Source organism: Ruegeria sp. CE12 (assembly GCF_056537525.1).
This window is the reverse complement of record NZ_JBQFRS010000016.1, coordinates 23,472-39,206: the sequence shown is the minus strand read 5'-3', so window position 1 is coordinate 39,206 and position 15,735 is coordinate 23,472. Positions and strand designations below refer to the sequence as shown.

Annotated in this window: 15 protein-coding genes; 7 read left to right on the top strand and 8 right to left on the bottom strand. The window is 56.4% G+C overall.

Annotation, left to right across the window (positions count from 1 at the left end):
* Positions 1-65: 65 nt before the first annotated feature.
* The 4 genes from ACR0IO_RS21915 to ACR0IO_RS21900 are packed head-to-tail and all read right to left on the bottom strand — an operon-like array spanning position 66 to position 3,965.
* Positions 66-824, bottom strand: a complete 759-nt coding sequence (locus tag ACR0IO_RS21915) for an SDR family NAD(P)-dependent oxidoreductase (RefSeq protein ID WP_480744791.1) — start codon at positions 822-824, stop codon at positions 66-68.
* Positions 821-1,753, bottom strand: coding sequence for an SDR family oxidoreductase (locus ACR0IO_RS21910; RefSeq protein ID WP_480744788.1), 933 nt, complete (start codon positions 1,751-1,753; stop codon positions 821-823). The genes ACR0IO_RS21915 and ACR0IO_RS21910 overlap by 4 nt, the downstream gene beginning before the upstream one ends.
* On the bottom strand, positions 1,750-2,652 hold the full coding sequence (locus ACR0IO_RS21905; protein WP_480744786.1) for a bile acid:sodium symporter family protein: 903 nt from the start codon (positions 2,650-2,652) through the stop codon (positions 1,750-1,752). Before ACR0IO_RS21905 ends, ACR0IO_RS21910 begins: the two co-directional genes overlap by 4 nt.
* On the bottom strand, positions 2,649-3,965 hold the full coding sequence (locus tag ACR0IO_RS21900; protein ID WP_480744784.1) for a flavin-containing monooxygenase: 1,317 nt from the start codon (positions 3,963-3,965) through the stop codon (positions 2,649-2,651). The genes ACR0IO_RS21905 and ACR0IO_RS21900 overlap by 4 nt, the downstream gene beginning before the upstream one ends.
* Positions 3,966-4,020: 55 nt before the next feature.
* On the opposite strand from ACR0IO_RS21900, the gene ACR0IO_RS21895 reads away from it, so the two are divergent.
* Positions 4,021-4,695, top strand: a complete 675-nt coding sequence (locus ACR0IO_RS21895; protein ID WP_480744783.1) for a TetR/AcrR family transcriptional regulator — start codon at positions 4,021-4,023, stop codon at positions 4,693-4,695.
* A gap of 230 nt (positions 4,696-4,925) precedes the next feature.
* Here ACR0IO_RS21895 and ACR0IO_RS21890 read toward each other — a convergent pair whose 3' ends face one another.
* Both ACR0IO_RS21890 and ACR0IO_RS21885 read right to left on the bottom strand, forming a co-directional pair.
* Entirely contained in the window at positions 4,926-5,546 is a 621-nt protein-coding gene (locus tag ACR0IO_RS21890; protein ID WP_480744780.1) for a pyridoxamine 5'-phosphate oxidase family protein, read from the bottom strand.
* Positions 5,547-5,557: 11 nt separating this feature from the next.
* Positions 5,558-6,022 carry a nuclear transport factor 2 family protein gene (locus ACR0IO_RS21885; protein WP_480744776.1) on the bottom strand — a complete coding sequence of 155 codons (465 nt, stop codon included), beginning with the start codon at positions 6,020-6,022 and terminating at the stop codon, positions 5,558-5,560.
* A gap of 299 nt (positions 6,023-6,321) precedes the next feature.
* Here ACR0IO_RS21885 and ACR0IO_RS21880 point away from each other — a divergent pair, with 299 nt between their 5' ends.
* Both ACR0IO_RS21880 and ACR0IO_RS21875 read left to right on the top strand, forming a co-directional pair.
* Positions 6,322-6,885 (top strand): TetR/AcrR family transcriptional regulator, encoded by a 564-nt coding sequence (locus ACR0IO_RS21880; protein ID WP_480744774.1) that lies wholly within the window; start codon positions 6,322-6,324, stop codon positions 6,883-6,885.
* A gap of 183 nt (positions 6,886-7,068) precedes the next feature.
* Positions 7,069-8,226, top strand: coding sequence for an acyl-CoA dehydrogenase family protein (locus ACR0IO_RS21875; protein WP_170337036.1), 1,158 nt, complete (start codon positions 7,069-7,071; stop codon positions 8,224-8,226).
* A 71-nt stretch (positions 8,227-8,297) separates the two neighbouring features.
* On the opposite strand, the gene ACR0IO_RS21870 is transcribed toward ACR0IO_RS21875, so the two are convergent.
* A complete protein-coding gene (locus tag ACR0IO_RS21870) occupies positions 8,298-9,191 on the bottom strand; it encodes a LysR substrate-binding domain-containing protein (protein WP_480744772.1) in 894 nt (297 codons plus the stop codon).
* Positions 9,192-9,289: 98 nt separating this feature from the next.
* On the opposite strand from ACR0IO_RS21870, the gene ACR0IO_RS21865 reads away from it, so the two are divergent.
* From ACR0IO_RS21865 to ACR0IO_RS21850, 4 genes are read left to right on the top strand one after another with little or no spacing between them, the layout of a single operon-like run.
* Complete coding sequence (locus ACR0IO_RS21865) at positions 9,290-10,456, top strand: pyridoxal phosphate-dependent aminotransferase (RefSeq protein ID WP_480744770.1); 1,167 nt, start codon at positions 9,290-9,292, stop codon at positions 10,454-10,456.
* A gap of 28 nt (positions 10,457-10,484) precedes the next feature.
* Positions 10,485-12,677 (top strand): dehydrogenase E1 component subunit alpha/beta, encoded by a 2,193-nt coding sequence (locus ACR0IO_RS21860; RefSeq protein ID WP_480744768.1) that lies wholly within the window; start codon positions 10,485-10,487, stop codon positions 12,675-12,677.
* Positions 12,674-13,708, top strand: a complete 1,035-nt coding sequence (locus tag ACR0IO_RS21855) for an ACP S-malonyltransferase (protein WP_480744765.1) — start codon at positions 12,674-12,676, stop codon at positions 13,706-13,708. Before ACR0IO_RS21860 ends, ACR0IO_RS21855 begins: the two co-directional genes overlap by 4 nt.
* Before the next feature lie 41 nt (positions 13,709-13,749).
* Positions 13,750-15,021 (top strand): NAD(P)/FAD-dependent oxidoreductase, encoded by a 1,272-nt coding sequence (locus ACR0IO_RS21850; RefSeq protein ID WP_480744763.1) that lies wholly within the window; start codon positions 13,750-13,752, stop codon positions 15,019-15,021.
* 4 nt (positions 15,022-15,025) lie between these two features.
* On the opposite strand, the gene ACR0IO_RS21845 is transcribed toward ACR0IO_RS21850, so the two are convergent.
* Entirely contained in the window at positions 15,026-15,730 is a 705-nt protein-coding gene (locus ACR0IO_RS21845; RefSeq protein ID WP_480744761.1) for an SDR family oxidoreductase, read from the bottom strand.
* Positions 15,731-15,735 lie beyond the last annotated feature (5 nt).

Sequence of the window (15,735 nt, the reverse complement as noted above, 5' to 3'; positions counted from 1 at the left end):
ATCATCGCCTGCACTGGCGTCAATCAGGTGGCTGAACTGTGCCACCGCCAAGTGTCTCTAAGGTCTCACTGCCCGCGAATGTTTCGCTCCATCAAATGCTGGTACAGGCGCGGGGACAGGCGATTGAGCCACCATGCAAGCCGTGCGACCCGTCCGACAGGTATGGATGGCTGCGATTTGTCCAGACCACGCAAAATGGTGGCTGCTGCATCTGCGGGACTCATTTCATCCATCCCGTCCGCCGCTGATCCCGGACGCGCCGTTCCATCTGCTTGCCTGTCGGCGTTGCCCGGATTGGTCGAAACAAAAGAAGGCGCCGCGAGATGGACCTGAACGCCATGCGGTTTTTCTTCTGATCGCAGCGATTTAAAGAACCCTTCCAAAGCGTGTTTGGACGCAGCATAAGCAGTACGATGATACAAGGGTGCAAATCCTGCCACCGAAGAGATCGCCAAATGGGTACCTTTGGATGCGCGAATTTCTGAAAGAAACGCACGCGCCATGGCGACGGCCGCGAAATAGTTGATCTCGAATACTTTGCGGTGGCTTGCATCATCAGACTGATCGAACCTGCAGATTTGCGTGATGCCTGCGTTGTATATAACCAGATTGATCGTTTCGCTCGTGGCGATGGTTTCTTCGACAGCGTTGGCCAGTTGATCCTGTTTGGTCAGGTCGCACGCGATCGGCAGCTGCGAGGGCGTTGCCGATAAACCTGACACGTCCAAGTCAAGCAACACAACGCGCCATCCGCGCGCTTGCAGCGCCGCTGACAAGGCCTGACCCAATCCGCCGGCTCCACCAGATATCACTGCTGTCTTCATAGGCCTGCCTGCTGCTTCCAGAGATCAAAAACTTCGGCGCTGGTCTTTTCGGGCGTATAGCCGAATTCGGATTTCAAAGCGGTATTGTCCAGAACAGGGCGGTATTGCAGAAACCTGACCTGTTCGGGGCCATAGCGCGACAACCCAAGCGGACGTGCGATCGAGAGGGCAGCCTTCAGCGACCAGGGCGGCAAGCGCAGAACGGACTTGTTCATAGCTTTGGCCAGATCACTGACACCAAGCGCTCCATCTCCGGCCACGTTATAGATGCCGGCGGGTCCGTCGGTCGCTGCACGTTTGAGAATGCGGGCCAAATCGCGGGTCCAAATGAAGACAAACGGGCTTTCACTACCTGACACCGCCAGTAGTCGGGGTTTGTGAAACAATGCCGTGATCTGGTTTTCTGTACCTTCGCCCAGCACCGTACCGACACGTAGAACAACCTGCTCGAGTTCTGGCGCAAGCTTTCGTGCCTCGGCCAGCAGCTCCTCGACTTGTCGCTTGTGATCTGAATAGGGAAACTCAGGGTTTCCGCGCAGAGGATCCTGCTCGCGCAACGGAACCCGGTTGTCGGCATGGTATCCATACGCGGCACCAGACGAGGTGACCACCAGCCGTCGGACACCATTGGCAATGGCCGCGTTTACGACCTTGCGCGTTCCTTCGACATCGACCGCATACGCAGTTTCGCGCCCCGTCTTCGGCGGAGGGGTGACGATCGATGCCAAATGCACGATGACGTCTGGCTTGACCTTCGAGATGACCCGTGCGGGTTCACCCGTTGTGACGTCCATCCGCAGATAGGTGACTTCATCCGGCAGGAAGTCCGGGCGATGCAGGTCGGTGGCAAAAACCTGGTGGTCTTTCAGCTCGGACAGAAGTGCGTGTCCTACCATGCCCGCAGCGCCGGTGATAAGGATACGTGTCATTGTGCAGCCTCGGTTCTGGCCATGACGGATGCCAACGCTAAGCCTGAGATCGCATGCCAGATTCCCCAGAACGCTGCGACCACGGCCATTCCCCCCAGCCCGTGGAAAAAGGCGAATATCAATACAAGCCCGAGGCCTGAATTCTGAATGCCCGTCTCAATGGTTACGGCGCGGCGGTCGTAAGGGGACAGCCGGGTCAGAGTGGCAACGACCCAACCGCCCCCCAGAGCCAATGCATTGTGAAGGATCACAAGCCCGGCGACAGCTCCGGCGTAGCTCAGGAAGAACCCCCAGTTGGCCGCCAGAGCGAGTATGATGAAGGCCACGAAGATGCCCATTGAAAGATATTGCAGCGGTACCCGCAGTCGCGCGGTCAGGTCCGGGCGGCGCTGGTTCAGAGTGACGCCCAGAACCAGTGGCAGGATCAGCATCAGCCCGACGATGATCGCGATCTGGACCGGATCGATTTGGGTTTGTTGCAGGATTTCCCGTGTTGGTGGATACAGCCCGCCCCAGAGGGCGATGTTGAACGGTGTCATGACAATCGCACCGACGGTGGCAAAAGCGGTCATTGAAACGGACAAGGCCGCATTCCCACCAGCCCGATGTGTGATGAAGTTCGAGATATTGCCGCCGGGACACGCCGCAACAAGGATCAGGCCCAGTGCAATCGACGGGCGTGGTGCAACAAGCCAGACCAGAGCAAAGGTCAAAGCGGGCAACACGACAAACTGAGAAACCAACCCGACAACAACAGGTTTTGGCGCTCGACGCAGGCGGTCAAAATCCCGAGGCGTGAGATCAATGGCAATCGAGAACATCACAATCGCCAAAATCGCGTTCAACAGCGTCAACGATGCGGGGCTGAAGTTCAGCGTAATCTCGTCGATGCCGGTCATGTCGCGGCTTTCCTGAACCGTTCGATCCAGCCGGTAACCGCTTTGCGATAGGTCGCTTTATCGACATAATAGGCCATGCGGGCGACCTTGAGGTAGTTCATGCCTCCGGTGGCGCGCTCATAGTTTTCTTGTTTTTTGACTTTCAGCTCAGCAGCGACGGGGCAGCCGTTCCGAATGCCTTTTATGTAGCGCGCCACCATTTCGGCCTGCTCGTGCCGTCCCTGCCAGCCCAATCCGGTTGCTTCGATCATGCCCAGAACGAACAGGTCATCGCGTTCCGGGTGCATGGAGTTGAGATAGAGATGAGGTGCATCGCCCTGCCAGTTCAGCAGGTTCGGGTCGATGAAGGGGTAATGCAGCTTGTATCCGGTTGCGGCGAGGATCATGTCGTAATCTTCGCTGCTGCCGTCTTTGAAATGGACCGTTTTGCCCTCGATCTTGTCGATGTCAGGCTGAATGCGCAAATCGCCGTGGCCCGCGTGATAAAGCACCAGAGAATTCACCACTGGGTGACTTTCGTAGAGCTTATAGTCCGGTTTGGGAAAACCGTATTTCTGCGGATCGCCGACGAACCAGCCAAGGATCAAGCTGTCGACTTTGCGTTTTAGCCACATAGGCAGGCGGATCATGCCCCCCATCGTGTCAGCAGGTTTGCCGAAGACATATTTGGGAACAAAGTAATAGCCGCGCCGCATCGACAAATCGCAAAGCTCTGCGTGGTGAATGGCGTCCACCGCAATGTCGCAGCCCGAATTTCCTGCGCCGACAACCAGCACCCGTTTGCCATCGAACTGACTGGGGTAGCGGTACTCTGACGCGTGGATCAGCTCGCCATCAAAGGTGCCGGGAAATTCCGGTATGTTGGGCTCGGACAGGGTGCCGTTGGCGATCAGAACTCCGGCAAATTCAGCTTCATGCTCACCTTCCTGATCGCGCCAGCTGACATGCCAGCCATCGCCGGGTGCACCCAGAGGAGAGACTTTGGTGACCTCGGTGTTGAACTTGTAGTGGTCGCGCAGTCCAAAGTTGTCTGCAAAGGCGCGAAAATAGTCGCGCATCGCACGATGAGATGGGTATTCAGCGACCGCATCCTCCATTGGGAAGTCGGCGAATTCGGTCATCCGCTTGGATGAGATCAGATGCGCCGTTTCGTACATGGTCGATTTGGGTCCATCGATGTCCCACAAACCACCCACATCCGAATGCAGCTCGAACCCCTGAAAGGGGATGCCCTGTTCTTTCAGAACCTTAGCCGCAGCCAGCCCCATTGGACCCGCCCCGATCAAGGCGAATGCCTCACGTGATTGTGTCATGAACCCTCCCCTGTTCTTGAGGTTTAAATTGAACGATCGTATAAAATAAGGCAAGATGAAAATTATGACTCTGAAAAACACCGAAAAACCAAGGAAAAGAGCGCCATCGCAGCGGTCACTGCAGACCAGGGCAAAGATTCTGGATGCGGCTGAAACCCTATTTGCGGAACGAGGATTCGAGGGGGCATCAATCCGCGATATTGCGGCAAAGGCGGGGGTGCAGGTCGGACTGGTGCAGCATCACGGCGGCACTAAAGAGGAGCTGTTTTATAAAACCGTTGCGCGTCGTGCAGACGAACTGGCCGGTCTCAGGATTGCGGCACTGACTGAGGCGAAAGCCAAAGGGGCGCTGACCGTGCGCCAAATTCTGGATTGTTTCATCAGACCCTATGTGACGCTGGCCGAGGCAGGTGGACCCGGATGGATGTCTTATGGGCGTCTGGTGGCACATGTTTCGGTCGATCCACGCTGGCGCGAAATTGCAGCCGAGTGTTTTGATCCGACGGCGCAAAGGTTCATCGCGGAGATTTCAGACTTGTATCCCGGCGTCGATCCCGCCTTGTTGGCAAGCGGGCAGATTTACTCTGTATCGGCTGTGCTGGCTCATCTGAACAGTGCTTGGCGAGTGGAAGCTTTGTCCAAAGGCGGAGAGTTGAGTGGCATCGATCAGCTTGTTGAATTTTGTACTGCGGGTATTGAGGCGATGGCTGCTTCTGCCCAGAACGACTGAGCCGAGGGCCTTTTATTGCCGCTTTAGCTGATCCAGCAACAATGTATTGTAGAGAGAGGGCGGCGATGTTCGTACGGCTTCTGGTGATGCGAAAAAACCAAACATCATAATGGCAATTGAAAACGCGCAGCCAACCAGTGCTATGGCGGCAACATTCAATGCTGATCGTAGCATGACAAACAAACCTTTTTTCTAAAATTACTTTCGGTATTGCGGATCATCGGGACTGATCATGCCCGCTTGGCCAGCTCTTGCTTAAGGCGCTCATTTTCGTTTTGTAGCTGAGCAAGTTGTTGCCCTAGTGTGTTAAGGTGGGGGCGCAGCTCAGCTTCGGTAAACCGGGGCGTAATATGGCGCGGACAATTCCAGTCTAGCGCTTCGACCCGGATGAGAACGGCGCGTTCTGCCGGAGCATCCGCGTCCTCCGGGTACAAGCTGGCTGCCGCAGTTTCACCTTCGGTGAACTCAACCCGCCCCAAAATCTTCAGGCGACGTTGGTTGGCATAGTCCATCAGGATCATTGCGATCCGATCGTTGCCGTCCAGATTTCCCCGAGAAATATACTGTTTGTTGCCAGAAAAATCGGCATATCCGATAGTGGTCGAACCCAGCACCTTCAGAAATCCGATCGGTCCGCCGCGATACTGTACATATGGCCACCCGGTTTCGGAAACGGTGGATTGATAGAACCCATCCCGCGCTTGGATGAATGCCTTTTCGGCGTCACCGATCTGATGACCCTGCTGTGGGCCGCCTGCAATGAACTTTGAATAGGACGCGGCTGAACCCATACGCTCCTGATGGGCGCGGACGGCTGGGGTAAAGGTCAGTTCGGAAAAAGCGCGGGGCATTGTGTGTCCTTTCAAAGATCCAGTTCAGACAGGCCGGGGTGGTCATCGGGGCGTGGCCCGAGCGGCCAGTGATACAGCCGTTCGCCTTCGGTAATCGGGAGATCGTTCAATGAGGCATGGCGATGCGCCATTCTGCCATCTTCGGCAAACTCCCAGTTTTCGTTGCCATAAGATCGGAACCACTGACCGCTGTCGTCGTGCCATTCATAAGCATAGCGCACCGCAATGCGGTTTCCTGAAAAGGCCCACAGTTCTTTGATCAGTCGATATTCCAGCTCCTTGTGCCATTTGCGGGTCAGGAAGGCATGGATGTCGGCGTGACCTGCCAGAAATTCTGCGCGATTCCGCCATCGGCTGTCATCAGTATAGGCAGGCGTAACGACATCCGGATCACGGCTGTTCCAAGCATTCTCAGCCATTCGTACTTTCTGAATAGCTGTTTCAAGCGTGAATGGAGGCAGGGGTGGTCGTTTCATCTTGGATCTTTCAGGTCAGTGAGGCGGCCAGAAGGGCCAGGGTTAAAAGCAGTGGAAGATACTGAGATGAAAATGGGTTGGGGTAACGGCGCATGGCTTTAATCCTGAGTGTACAGATCAGTAAACTTAAGCAAGTAAATGTACCGATCGGTTAACTTTTTCAAGTATCCTTCGGAAATTTCTTTGAAATTTTAGCTTTGCCTGTGATTAGACTGTTTGGATTCAATGGCTTGCATGGAGTCATTGCAACGTGTCGTTCGCAACAATATGTACTGATCAGTACACCAAGGAGCCGAATCATGCGCCCTAACAAACGAGATGAGCTGGTGCGAAAGGCGTTGCAGGTCTTTTATCGCGATGGATTTCACGCAACCGGCATGGACAAGCTTGTTGCTGAAACCGGGGTGTCAAAAACCTCGATGTACAAACATTTCCGCACCAAAGAGGAGCTTATTCTGGCAGCCCTGAGGTTGCGGGACGAAAACTTCCGCAACTGGTTTCTGCGCCGGATTGAGGAGCTTGCCGATACGCCTGCTGAACAACTGATTGCCAGTTTCGATGCGCTGAAAGAGTGGTTTGAGGAAGACAGTTTCCGGGGCTGCATGTTCATCAAGGCAGGCGCTGAATATCAGGATAAAGATCATCCCATTCATGTACAGGCCGCCGAACACAAGCGGGTTTTGTTAGAGTATTTCACAGAGCTCGCCCGCAACGCGGGCGCACGAAATCCCGAAAAGCTGGGTTGCCAGTTGCTGCTCCTGAAAGAGGGGGCAATCGTGACGGCGGTGCTGCTGAAAAGCTGCGATCCAGCACAGGATGCCAAAGAAGCCGCGCAGGTTCTGCTGGATAACGCACTGGCGTGACGGATCAAACCTAGCTGAAATCTGCAATTTACTGATTTTGTGGAAGACCTGAGCCGGTTTGTCCGTCCATTCATTGAGTTTAAAGAACGTTACGTTGCGAAGATGCTGGACGCCACGTCACACGGATTGGCTGGAATCGCGGTGAAAGGTAGCCTTCCGGTAACTTTAGATCGGAGACGAGATATGTCGCTTTTTTCCAGCACCGCCGCATGGGTTACTGACGAACACCGGATGTTTGCCGAGATGGCAGGCCGGTTCATGGATGATGAACTGGTTCCCAACATTGAAAACTGGGTCGACAATGGCGTTGTGGATCGGGATTTCTGGCACAAAGCAGGTGCAGCCGGTCTGATGGCTGGTGCCATTGACGAAGAATACGGCGGCGTTGGCGGTGGCATGGGCTTTGACTCGGTCACGATCTATGAGCAGACCTCTCGCGGGGATGCCGGTTGGGGATATGGCATCCAATCGATTGTGACCCATTACATCACCGCCTATGGCAGCGAGGACCAAAAGCAGAAATGGCTGCCTAAACTGGCATCCGGCGAAATGGTCGGTGCGATTGCTATGACCGAGCCCGGCACAGGGTCGGACCTGCAGGCTGTTCGGACGACAGCTGAAAAAGATGGTAACTCATATCGCATCAACGGCTCCAAGATTTTCATCACCAATGGACAGACTGCTGATCTGGTGATCGTTGTCGCCAAGACTGACAAAACTCAGGGTGCCAAAGGCGTTTCGCTGATTGCAGTCGAAACTGACGGTGCCGAAGGGTTCCGCCGAGGGCGAAACCTCAAGAAGCTTGGCATGAAGGCAAATGACACGGCCGAGCTGTTCTTTGAGGACGTCAAAGTTCCGATGACCAATCTTATCGGCCCGGAAGAGGGGCAGGGCTTTTATCAGCTGATGAAGCAGTTGCCCTGGGAGCGCCTGACAATCGGTATCATGGCGCTGGGCGCGATCGATTTTGCCATCGCTGAAACCGTGAAATACGTGCAGGAGCGCAAGGCTTTCGGTCAGCGCGTCATGGATTTCCAGAACACGCGGTTCAAACTGGCCGAGTGCAAGACCAAAGCCGAAGTTCTGCGCAGCTTTGTCAACGATTGCATCGCCAAGCTTGAGGCGGGCGAGTTGGACGCGGCAACCGCGTCGATGGTCAAGTACTGGGGTTCGGAAGTTCAGAACGAGGTCATGCATGAATGCCTGCAGCTCTTTGGTGGCTACGGCTTCATGATGGAATATCCCATCGCGCGTCTTTACGCGGATGCCCGGGTGCAGATGATCTATGGCGGAACAAACGAAGTGATGAAGGAGCTCATCGCACGCTCGATGGACATCTGAGGCAAAGTCCCTCGTATCATGCGCCACACGCGCTCTTTCGGCCAAGCTTCTGGGATGAAGCTTGGCCGATACTATTCAGGCTGATCAAGCTGCCCTTTCAACCATTTCAGAAATGACTTCAGTGGTTCCGACTCTGCCTGCCGTTGCGGCCAGACAAGATAATAGTCTCCAAGGCTCACTGGGGGGCCATCCCATGCAAGCACCAATCGTCCAATTTTAAGATCTTCGGTCACAAGATAGCTGGGCAGTAGTGCGACGCCCAACCCGTGAATGGTTGCCTGGATCATGGTCGAGAACTGATCAAACAACATGCCGCGAACGCCTTCAGCGGGCTGGCCCTGCGCCATGAACCATCTCTCCCACGCGTCCGGGCGCGTATCGAGATGCAGCAATGGCGCATCATGTAGCCAGTTTATGTCGCTGGTATTCTCCGGCAACAGATCGGGGGCACAGACCGGTAGAACCTCTTCCCGCATGATGGGCATATAGTTGACACCGGCCCAATCCTGCTGGCCAAAGTGGATTGCGGCATCGAAGGGCTCAGCCTCAAAATCAAATGGTTTGAGGCGTGTATTCAGGTTTACCGTCACCTCCGGGTGCCGACGGGCAAAATGCTGCAATCGGGGTGCCAGCCAGTGCATGCCGAACGCAGGCAAGATCGACAGATGCAGCGACCCGCCGGTTGGATTTGCCTTCAGCTTTAGTGATGCCTGCGCAAGTTGCTGCAGCGCCGATCTTGCGATTTCCACATACTCTTTTGCAGCCGGGGTTAGGTTCAGACGCATCTGTGTTCGCTGGATCAGTTCAACCCCCAACTGTTCTTCCATGGTCTTGAGCTGACGGCTGATTGCGCTTTGCGTTAGGGACAATTCCTCCGCCGCTGCTGAAGCACTGCCAAGTCTGTCCACAGCTTCAAGAGCCAGCAGAGACGAGATTGAGGGCAGAAACCGACGGGGCGCAATCATATGACTTATCCTCATACCTTTTGGATGGAATATCACTGGCAATTCGGCTTTTCCAGCGAGATACACACCATACCTGACCGTTACGCGGAGCTTGCGCCATGATCCTTCAGAACAGTGTTGATGAATTCCAGCGGGCCGAGCGGCTTGAAGGGATCGAGCTTTCCGAGATCGTGCAGATATCCGAGCACGCCGCAAGATTGCGTGTACAAGGTGTGGATGTCATTGCGCTCAGTACGGGTGAGCCTGATTTTCCCACACCGCCCCATGTGGTTGACGCGGCGCATCGCGCGGCGCTTGAAGGACAGACCAGATATCCAGCTACCGCTGGAACACCTGCTCTGCGAGCAGCCATCGCGGGTCAGGTCGGCGTAGAACCGGCAAATGTGATCGTGTCGACCGGAGCCAAACAGGTTCTGTCAGCCGCGTTCATGGCGACGCTCAATTCCGGGGATGAGGTGATAACCACGGCTCCGTTCTGGACCAGCTACGCGGATATGGTGAAGTTGGCTGGCGGTGTGCCCGTCGTATTGGATTGTCCTGTTTTACAGGACTTCAAGCTGACGCCTGAACAGCTGGAAAATGCGATCACACCAAGGACCCGCTGGCTGCTGCTGAATACACCATCGAACCCAACCGGCGCAGTATATTCTGAGGCTGAATTGCAGGCGCTGGGCAAGGTTCTGGAAAATCACCCACAGGTCTGGGTGATCTCGGACGAAATCTACCAGCACCTTACCTATGTGCCCTTCACGCCCTTTGTTAAGGCCGTTCCCGCCCTGACAAATCGAACGCTGATTGTGAATGGTGTGTCCAAGGCTTATTCGATGACCGGCTGGCGCATTGGCTGGGGGATTGGTCCTGCGCCCTTGATCAAGGCGATGGTGGCTGTACAGGGTCAAATCACATCAGGCGCCTGTTCCATCGCGCAGGCTGCAGCACTCGAGGCGATTACCGGTCCGCAAGAGTTACTGGCCAAACGTCGAAGCGAAATGCAAACGCGCCGGGATCTGGTCGTCGATGGACTAAACAAAGCCGGGCTTATCTGCGCGACACCGGACGGAGCCTTTTATGTATTCCCCAAGACACCCGCGCAAATGCCGGTCGATCATGAGTTCTGCCGGTATCTGCTGGATGAGGTAGGTGTTGCTCTGGTCCCCGGTCGTGCCTTTGGGATGCCGGGACATTTGCGCCTGTCCTTCGCCTATGCAACGGATAGCCTGACCGAAGGGCTTGCCCGCATCACACGCGCTGTTGCTGCGCTCTGAAACAATAATATTTAAAAAAGGCCGAGCCATGGACCGCGCCCAGATCGTTCACGAAAACTTCCTGACCCGCGTTGCAAAGCGTGATCTTCCTGAAGGTGTCCCGCCAACACCGGGCCTGAGTGATGCAGAAGCCGTTTCGCTCTATCGCTCACAGGTTCTCAGCCGTGCTTTGGATCGCACCAGCCGGGCCATGCAGAAGGCAGGGCAGGGTTTCTATACGATCGGCTCGTCGGGGCATGAGGGGATGGCGGCAGTTGCGCATGCGCTGCGCCCGACTGATATCGCGTTCCTGCACTATCGCGATGCGGCGTTTCAGATCGCGCGCGCAGAGCAAGTGCCCGGTCAGCAGATCGCTTGGGATATGTTGCTGAGTTTTGCCTGTTCAAAAGAGGATCCGACCTCGGGCGGGCGGCACAAGGTGCTGGGTTCCAAGGCGCTGACGATCCCGCCCCAGACCTCGACAATCGCCAGCCATCTGCCGAAAGCCGTCGGTGCGGCCTACAGCCTCGGCGCTGCGCGCCGGCATGATCCTGAACACCGGGAACTTCCCTCAGATGGGATTGCCATGTGTTCTTTCGGTGATGCTTCGGCCAATCACTCTACAGCACAAGGGGCGATCAATACCGCAGGCTGGACCAGCGTGCAGTCCACGCCATTGCCATTGCTGTTCGTGTGCGAGGACAACGGAATTGGCATTTCGGTGAAAACGCCGAAAGGCTGGATTCAGGCCTCGATGGAGCACCGACCGGGTATCCGGTATTTTCAGGCCAATGGTTTGGACATCTACGAAACTCATGCGGTCGCCAAAGAGGCCGCCGAATATGTCAGGACCCGTCGCAAGCCAGCCTTCCTGCATCTAAAAACCGTGCGTCTTTATGGTCATGCCGGGGCGGATGTGCCAACCACCTATCTGAGCAAGTCCGAGGTTGAAGCGGATGAAGCCAATGATCCACTGCTGCATTCAGTGCGCCTACTGGATCAGGCTGGTGCGTTGTCGCCGGATCAGGCCCTCAAGATTTATGAAGACACCTGCGCGCGCACGGATCGCATAGCTGCTGAGGCAGCATCCCGCCCGCATCTGGCAGATGCACAGGAAGTGATGGCCAGCCTGATCCCACCCAAACGCAATTGCAAGCCTACCAACGGCCCCAGCGCTGAGGCACGCGCCAGTACATTTGGCGGCGATATGCGCGCAATGGATGAGCCGCAGCCGATGAGCCGTCTGATCAACTGGGCGCTGACCGACCTGATGCTGGAGCATGGTGAGGTCGTCTGTATGGGCGAGGACGTGGGTCGCAAGGGCGGTGTTTATGGTGTCACGCAAAAGTTGCAGCAACGTTTTGGCCCCGACCGCGTGATCGATACGCTGCTGGACGAACAATCCATTCTGGGACTGGCCATCGGCATGGGCCACAATGGGTTCGTTCCGATCCCCGAGATTCAATTCCTTGCCTATCTGCATAATGCCGAGGATCAGATCCGGGGCGAGGCAGCGACATTGCCGTTTTTCTCGAATGGTCAATTCACCAACCCAATGGTGCTGCGCATTGCCGGGCTTGGCTATCAGAAAGGGTTTGGCGGGCATTTCCACAATGATAACTCGCTGGCAGTACTGCGCGACATCCCTGGCGTGATCATTGCATGCCCGTCCAATGGTGCGGATGCCGCCCAGATGTTACGCGAATGCGTGCGGTTGGCGCGGGAAGAGCAGCGGGTCGTTGTCTTTCTCGAACCAATTGCACTTTATCCGATGCGGGATCTGCACGAACCGCAGGATGCGGGATGGATGACAACCTATCCCTCTCCGGATCAGCGGATCGCGCTGGGCGAGGTTGGCGTGCATGGAGATGGTGCTGATCTGGCCATCGTGACATATGGCAACGGGCACTATCTGTCGAAGCAGGCGTTGCCAGAGCTTGAGGCGGCTGGTCTGAGCACCCGGATCATCGACTTGCGCTGGTTGGCGCCATTGCCAGCGGATGCGCTGCGGGCGGCCACCAAAGGATGTAAGCATGTGCTGATCGTCGATGAATGTCGGCGCACTGGTAGCCAGTCAGAGGCACTGATGGCCCTGTTCTGCGAAGAAGGTGGTGACACTCCGACCGCGCGTGTCGTGGCCGAGGATTGTTTTATCGCGACCGGACCAGCCTATGCTGCACCGCTGCCGTCGAAGGATGGCATTGTTGCCGCTGCACTGTCTTTGACCGGAGCAAAGAAATGACCCGAACAGCCGTCGTAATCTGCCCCGGGCGGGGAACCTACAACAAACCCGAACTGGGCTACCTCCATCGCCACCATCCTGCGCGCATGGATATGTTCCATCGATATGACGATATCCGAGCTGGAGAATCTCAGGAAACGGTCACCGCTCTGGACAGCGCCACGCGCTATACTGTCGGAAAGTACTCTCGCGGTGACGTGGCCTCGCCCCTGATCTATGCGGCATCCCTTGCCGATGCGCACGCGATTGCGGATGATATCGATGTGGTCGCGGTCACCGGGAACTCGATGGGTTGGTACATCGCGCTTGCCGCTGCCGGGGCGTTGAGCCCCGAGAACGGGTTTCGCGTGGTCAACACCATGGGCACGCTGATGCAGGAGCATCTGATCGGTGGGCAATTGGTTTATCCATTCGTGGATGATGACTGGCGGAACGATCCTGCGCGCAAAGCAGAACTTCTGTCGCACGTGGCACGTATCAACGCGTTGGAGGGGCACGATCTTGCGCTATCCATCGATCTGGGCGGTATGCTGGTACTGGCCGGGAATGAGGAAGGTCTAAAGGCCTTTGAGGCATCCCAACCCGTTGTGCAGGAACGTTTTCCGATGCGGCTGGCCAACCATGCGGCATTCCATACACGGCTGCAGGAGCCTGTTGCAAAGGAAGGGCGGGCCCGGCTGGGTGTGGAATTGTTTGGACAACCTGAACGCCCGCTCGTTGACGGGCGCGGCAAGGTTTGGTGGCCTGGAGCGACAGACACAGAAGCCCTTTGGGACTATACGTTGGGGCATCAGGTTACGGAAACCTATGACTTCACGCGCGCCATTCAGACTGCCGCACGGGAGTTCGCACCTGACCTGTTTATCGTGACTGGACCGGGCGCGACGCTCGGCGGCGCGGTTGCGCAGTCTTTGGGTTTTGCGAACTGGCAAGGCATGTCCGGCAAGGCATCCTTTCAGGCGCGGCAAGCAGATCATCCGATGTTGATCGCGATGGGCCGGGATGATCAGAGATCGCTTGCAACAGGCTGACACCGCGCTAATGATCCGCGAAAACTGAACTGAGGTCTGATATGAGCGACCCCGACCATACCCTCTGGCAAAACACCAGCCGCGAGCATGTCGACGCAGACCCGCTGTCCGAAGATATTACGGTTGATCTGGCTATCATCGGCGGGGGGTATACGGGATGTTCTGCGGCGCTCCATGCGGCACAGGCTGGCGCTTCGGTTTGTTTGCTTGAGTCGCATCAGATCGGTCACGGCGGATCAGGGCGGAACGTTGGGTTGGTGAATGCAGGCCTGTGGTTGCCGCCCGATGAAATTCGCGCGCATCTTGGCCAGACTGCCGGAGATCGGCTGATCGAACTACTCGGTAGTGCACCATCTGACGTTTTTCGATTGATCGAGGAACATGGGATCGACTGTGAACCCGTAAGGACTGGAACGCTACACTGTGCGCATTCGGCTGCGGGCTTCCGGGATCTGCAGACCCGCCATACGCAACTTTCGGCATCAGGCGCGCCGGTCGAATTGCTGTCCGCAGAAACAGCGGGTCAACGAACCGGCAGCGCATCGTTTCACGGGGCATTGTTGGATCCGCGGGCTGGCACTATCCAGCCGCTGGCTTATGTACGCGGCCTCGCCCGGGCTGCAATTGCTGCGGGGGCTCAAGTATTTGAACAAAGCCCTGTCCGGTCGATGCATCAGGTGGACGGCGTCTGGAGCCTGAGCACACAAGGCGGAACCATCCGCGCAAAGTCCGTGATACAAGCAACCAATGCGTATCACACAGGCCTGCAAGAAACCGCGCCCGATTATGTGCCGGTGTACTATTTTCAGTATGCCACCGCGCCACTATCGGACAATCTGCGTGCCAGCATTCTGCCATCTGGCGAAGGGTGCTGGGATACCGGATTGATCATGACCTCGTTCCGCATGGACCAAAGCGGGCGTCTGATTATCGGGGGGATGGGTGATCTGAAGCGACCCGGTCGGATGGCGCATGTTGGCTGGCTGCGACGCAAGTTGGCCGAGCTCTATCCTCAGCTATCGGACCAGCCGCTGGTCGAGGGTTGGCATGGGCGCATCGCAATGACCTCGGATCATATACCCAAGATCACACGGATCGGACCCAATGCCCTGTCTGCGCACGGATTTTCTGGCCGTGGAATCGGGCCGGGCACCGTGTTCGGACGTCAGATGGCGGCAAGCCTTTTGAACGATGATCTGACCGAACTACCAGTGTCTGAAGTCTCCGAATATCACGAGAAGTGGACAGGACTTCGCCGCGCTTATTTTGAAACAGGCGCGGCGCTGACGCATCTCATCAAGGCACGGTTCTGAAACTTCAGACCGACCGGGTAATACCGCCGTCCACGCGGATATTCTGTCCGGTGATGTATGCGCCCCCCTCGGAAGCAAGCAAAGCAACGACCGAAGCGATTTCGTCATAGCTTTTGCCATACCGGCCCATCGGGATTCGGGAGCGGAATTCTTCCTTTTCCGGCAAGCTGTCGATGAAGCCGGGCAGGACGTTGTTCATGCGGATGTTCTCGGCTGCATGTTTATCGGAATAGAGCTTGGTGAAGGCTGCAAGCCCCGCACGAAAAACGCCCGATGTCGGAAAAACCGGATCAGGCTCGAATGCGGCAAAGGTCGAGATGTTGATGATGGAACCACCACCCTGTGCCTGCATGATCGGGGTGACAAGCCGTGTCGGTCGAACGGCATTCATGAAGTAGACATCCATCCCTGTATGCCAGTCCTCATCGGTCAGCTCCAGAATTGGTGCGCGCGGTCCGTGGCCGGCGGAGTTGACCAGAACGTCGACACGCCCCCAATGCGACATGGCCGCTTCGACCAGTTTCTTGAGGTCATCATTGGATTGGTTGGATCCTGTAACGCCGACGCCACCAAGCTCATGCGCTAAGGCCTCACCTTTGCCCGACGAAGACAGGATGCCAACTTTAAATCCATCTGCAGCCAGCCTGCGGGCGGAATCCGCACCCATGCCACTGCCGCCTGCGGTGATCAGAGCAACTTTTTCAGTCATTGTTC

Coding starts and splice junctions, on each gene's coding strand:
- ACR0IO_RS21845 (WP_480744761.1), bottom strand. CDS start 15,730: ATGACTGAAAAAGTTGCTCTGATCACCGCAGGCGGCAGTGGCATGGGT.
- ACR0IO_RS21885 (WP_480744776.1), bottom strand. CDS start 6,022: ATGAAACGACCACCCCTGCCTCCATTCACGCTTGAAACAGCTATTCAG.
- ACR0IO_RS21870 (WP_480744772.1), bottom strand. CDS start 9,191: ATGATTGCGCCCCGTCGGTTTCTGCCCTCAATCTCGTCTCTGCTGGCT.
- ACR0IO_RS21900 (WP_480744784.1), bottom strand. CDS start 3,965: ATGACACAATCACGTGAGGCATTCGCCTTGATCGGGGCGGGTCCAATG.
- ACR0IO_RS21895 (WP_480744783.1), top strand. CDS start 4,021: ATGAAAATTATGACTCTGAAAAACACCGAAAAACCAAGGAAAAGAGCG.
- ACR0IO_RS21890 (WP_480744780.1), bottom strand. CDS start 5,546: ATGCCCCGCGCTTTTTCCGAACTGACCTTTACCCCAGCCGTCCGCGCC.
- ACR0IO_RS21855 (WP_480744765.1), top strand. CDS start 12,674: ATGACCCGAACAGCCGTCGTAATCTGCCCCGGGCGGGGAACCTACAAC.
- ACR0IO_RS21865 (WP_480744770.1), top strand. CDS start 9,290: ATGATCCTTCAGAACAGTGTTGATGAATTCCAGCGGGCCGAGCGGCTT.
- ACR0IO_RS21850 (WP_480744763.1), top strand. CDS start 13,750: ATGAGCGACCCCGACCATACCCTCTGGCAAAACACCAGCCGCGAGCAT.
- ACR0IO_RS21880 (WP_480744774.1), top strand. CDS start 6,322: ATGCGCCCTAACAAACGAGATGAGCTGGTGCGAAAGGCGTTGCAGGTC.
- ACR0IO_RS21915 (WP_480744791.1), bottom strand. CDS start 824: ATGAAGACAGCAGTGATATCTGGTGGAGCCGGCGGATTGGGTCAGGCC.
- ACR0IO_RS21910 (WP_480744788.1), bottom strand. CDS start 1,753: ATGACACGTATCCTTATCACCGGCGCTGCGGGCATGGTAGGACACGCA.
- ACR0IO_RS21860 (WP_480744768.1), top strand. CDS start 10,485: ATGGACCGCGCCCAGATCGTTCACGAAAACTTCCTGACCCGCGTTGCA.
- ACR0IO_RS21875 (WP_170337036.1), top strand. CDS start 7,069: ATGTCGCTTTTTTCCAGCACCGCCGCATGGGTTACTGACGAACACCGG.
- ACR0IO_RS21905 (WP_480744786.1), bottom strand. CDS start 2,652: ATGACCGGCATCGACGAGATTACGCTGAACTTCAGCCCCGCATCGTTG.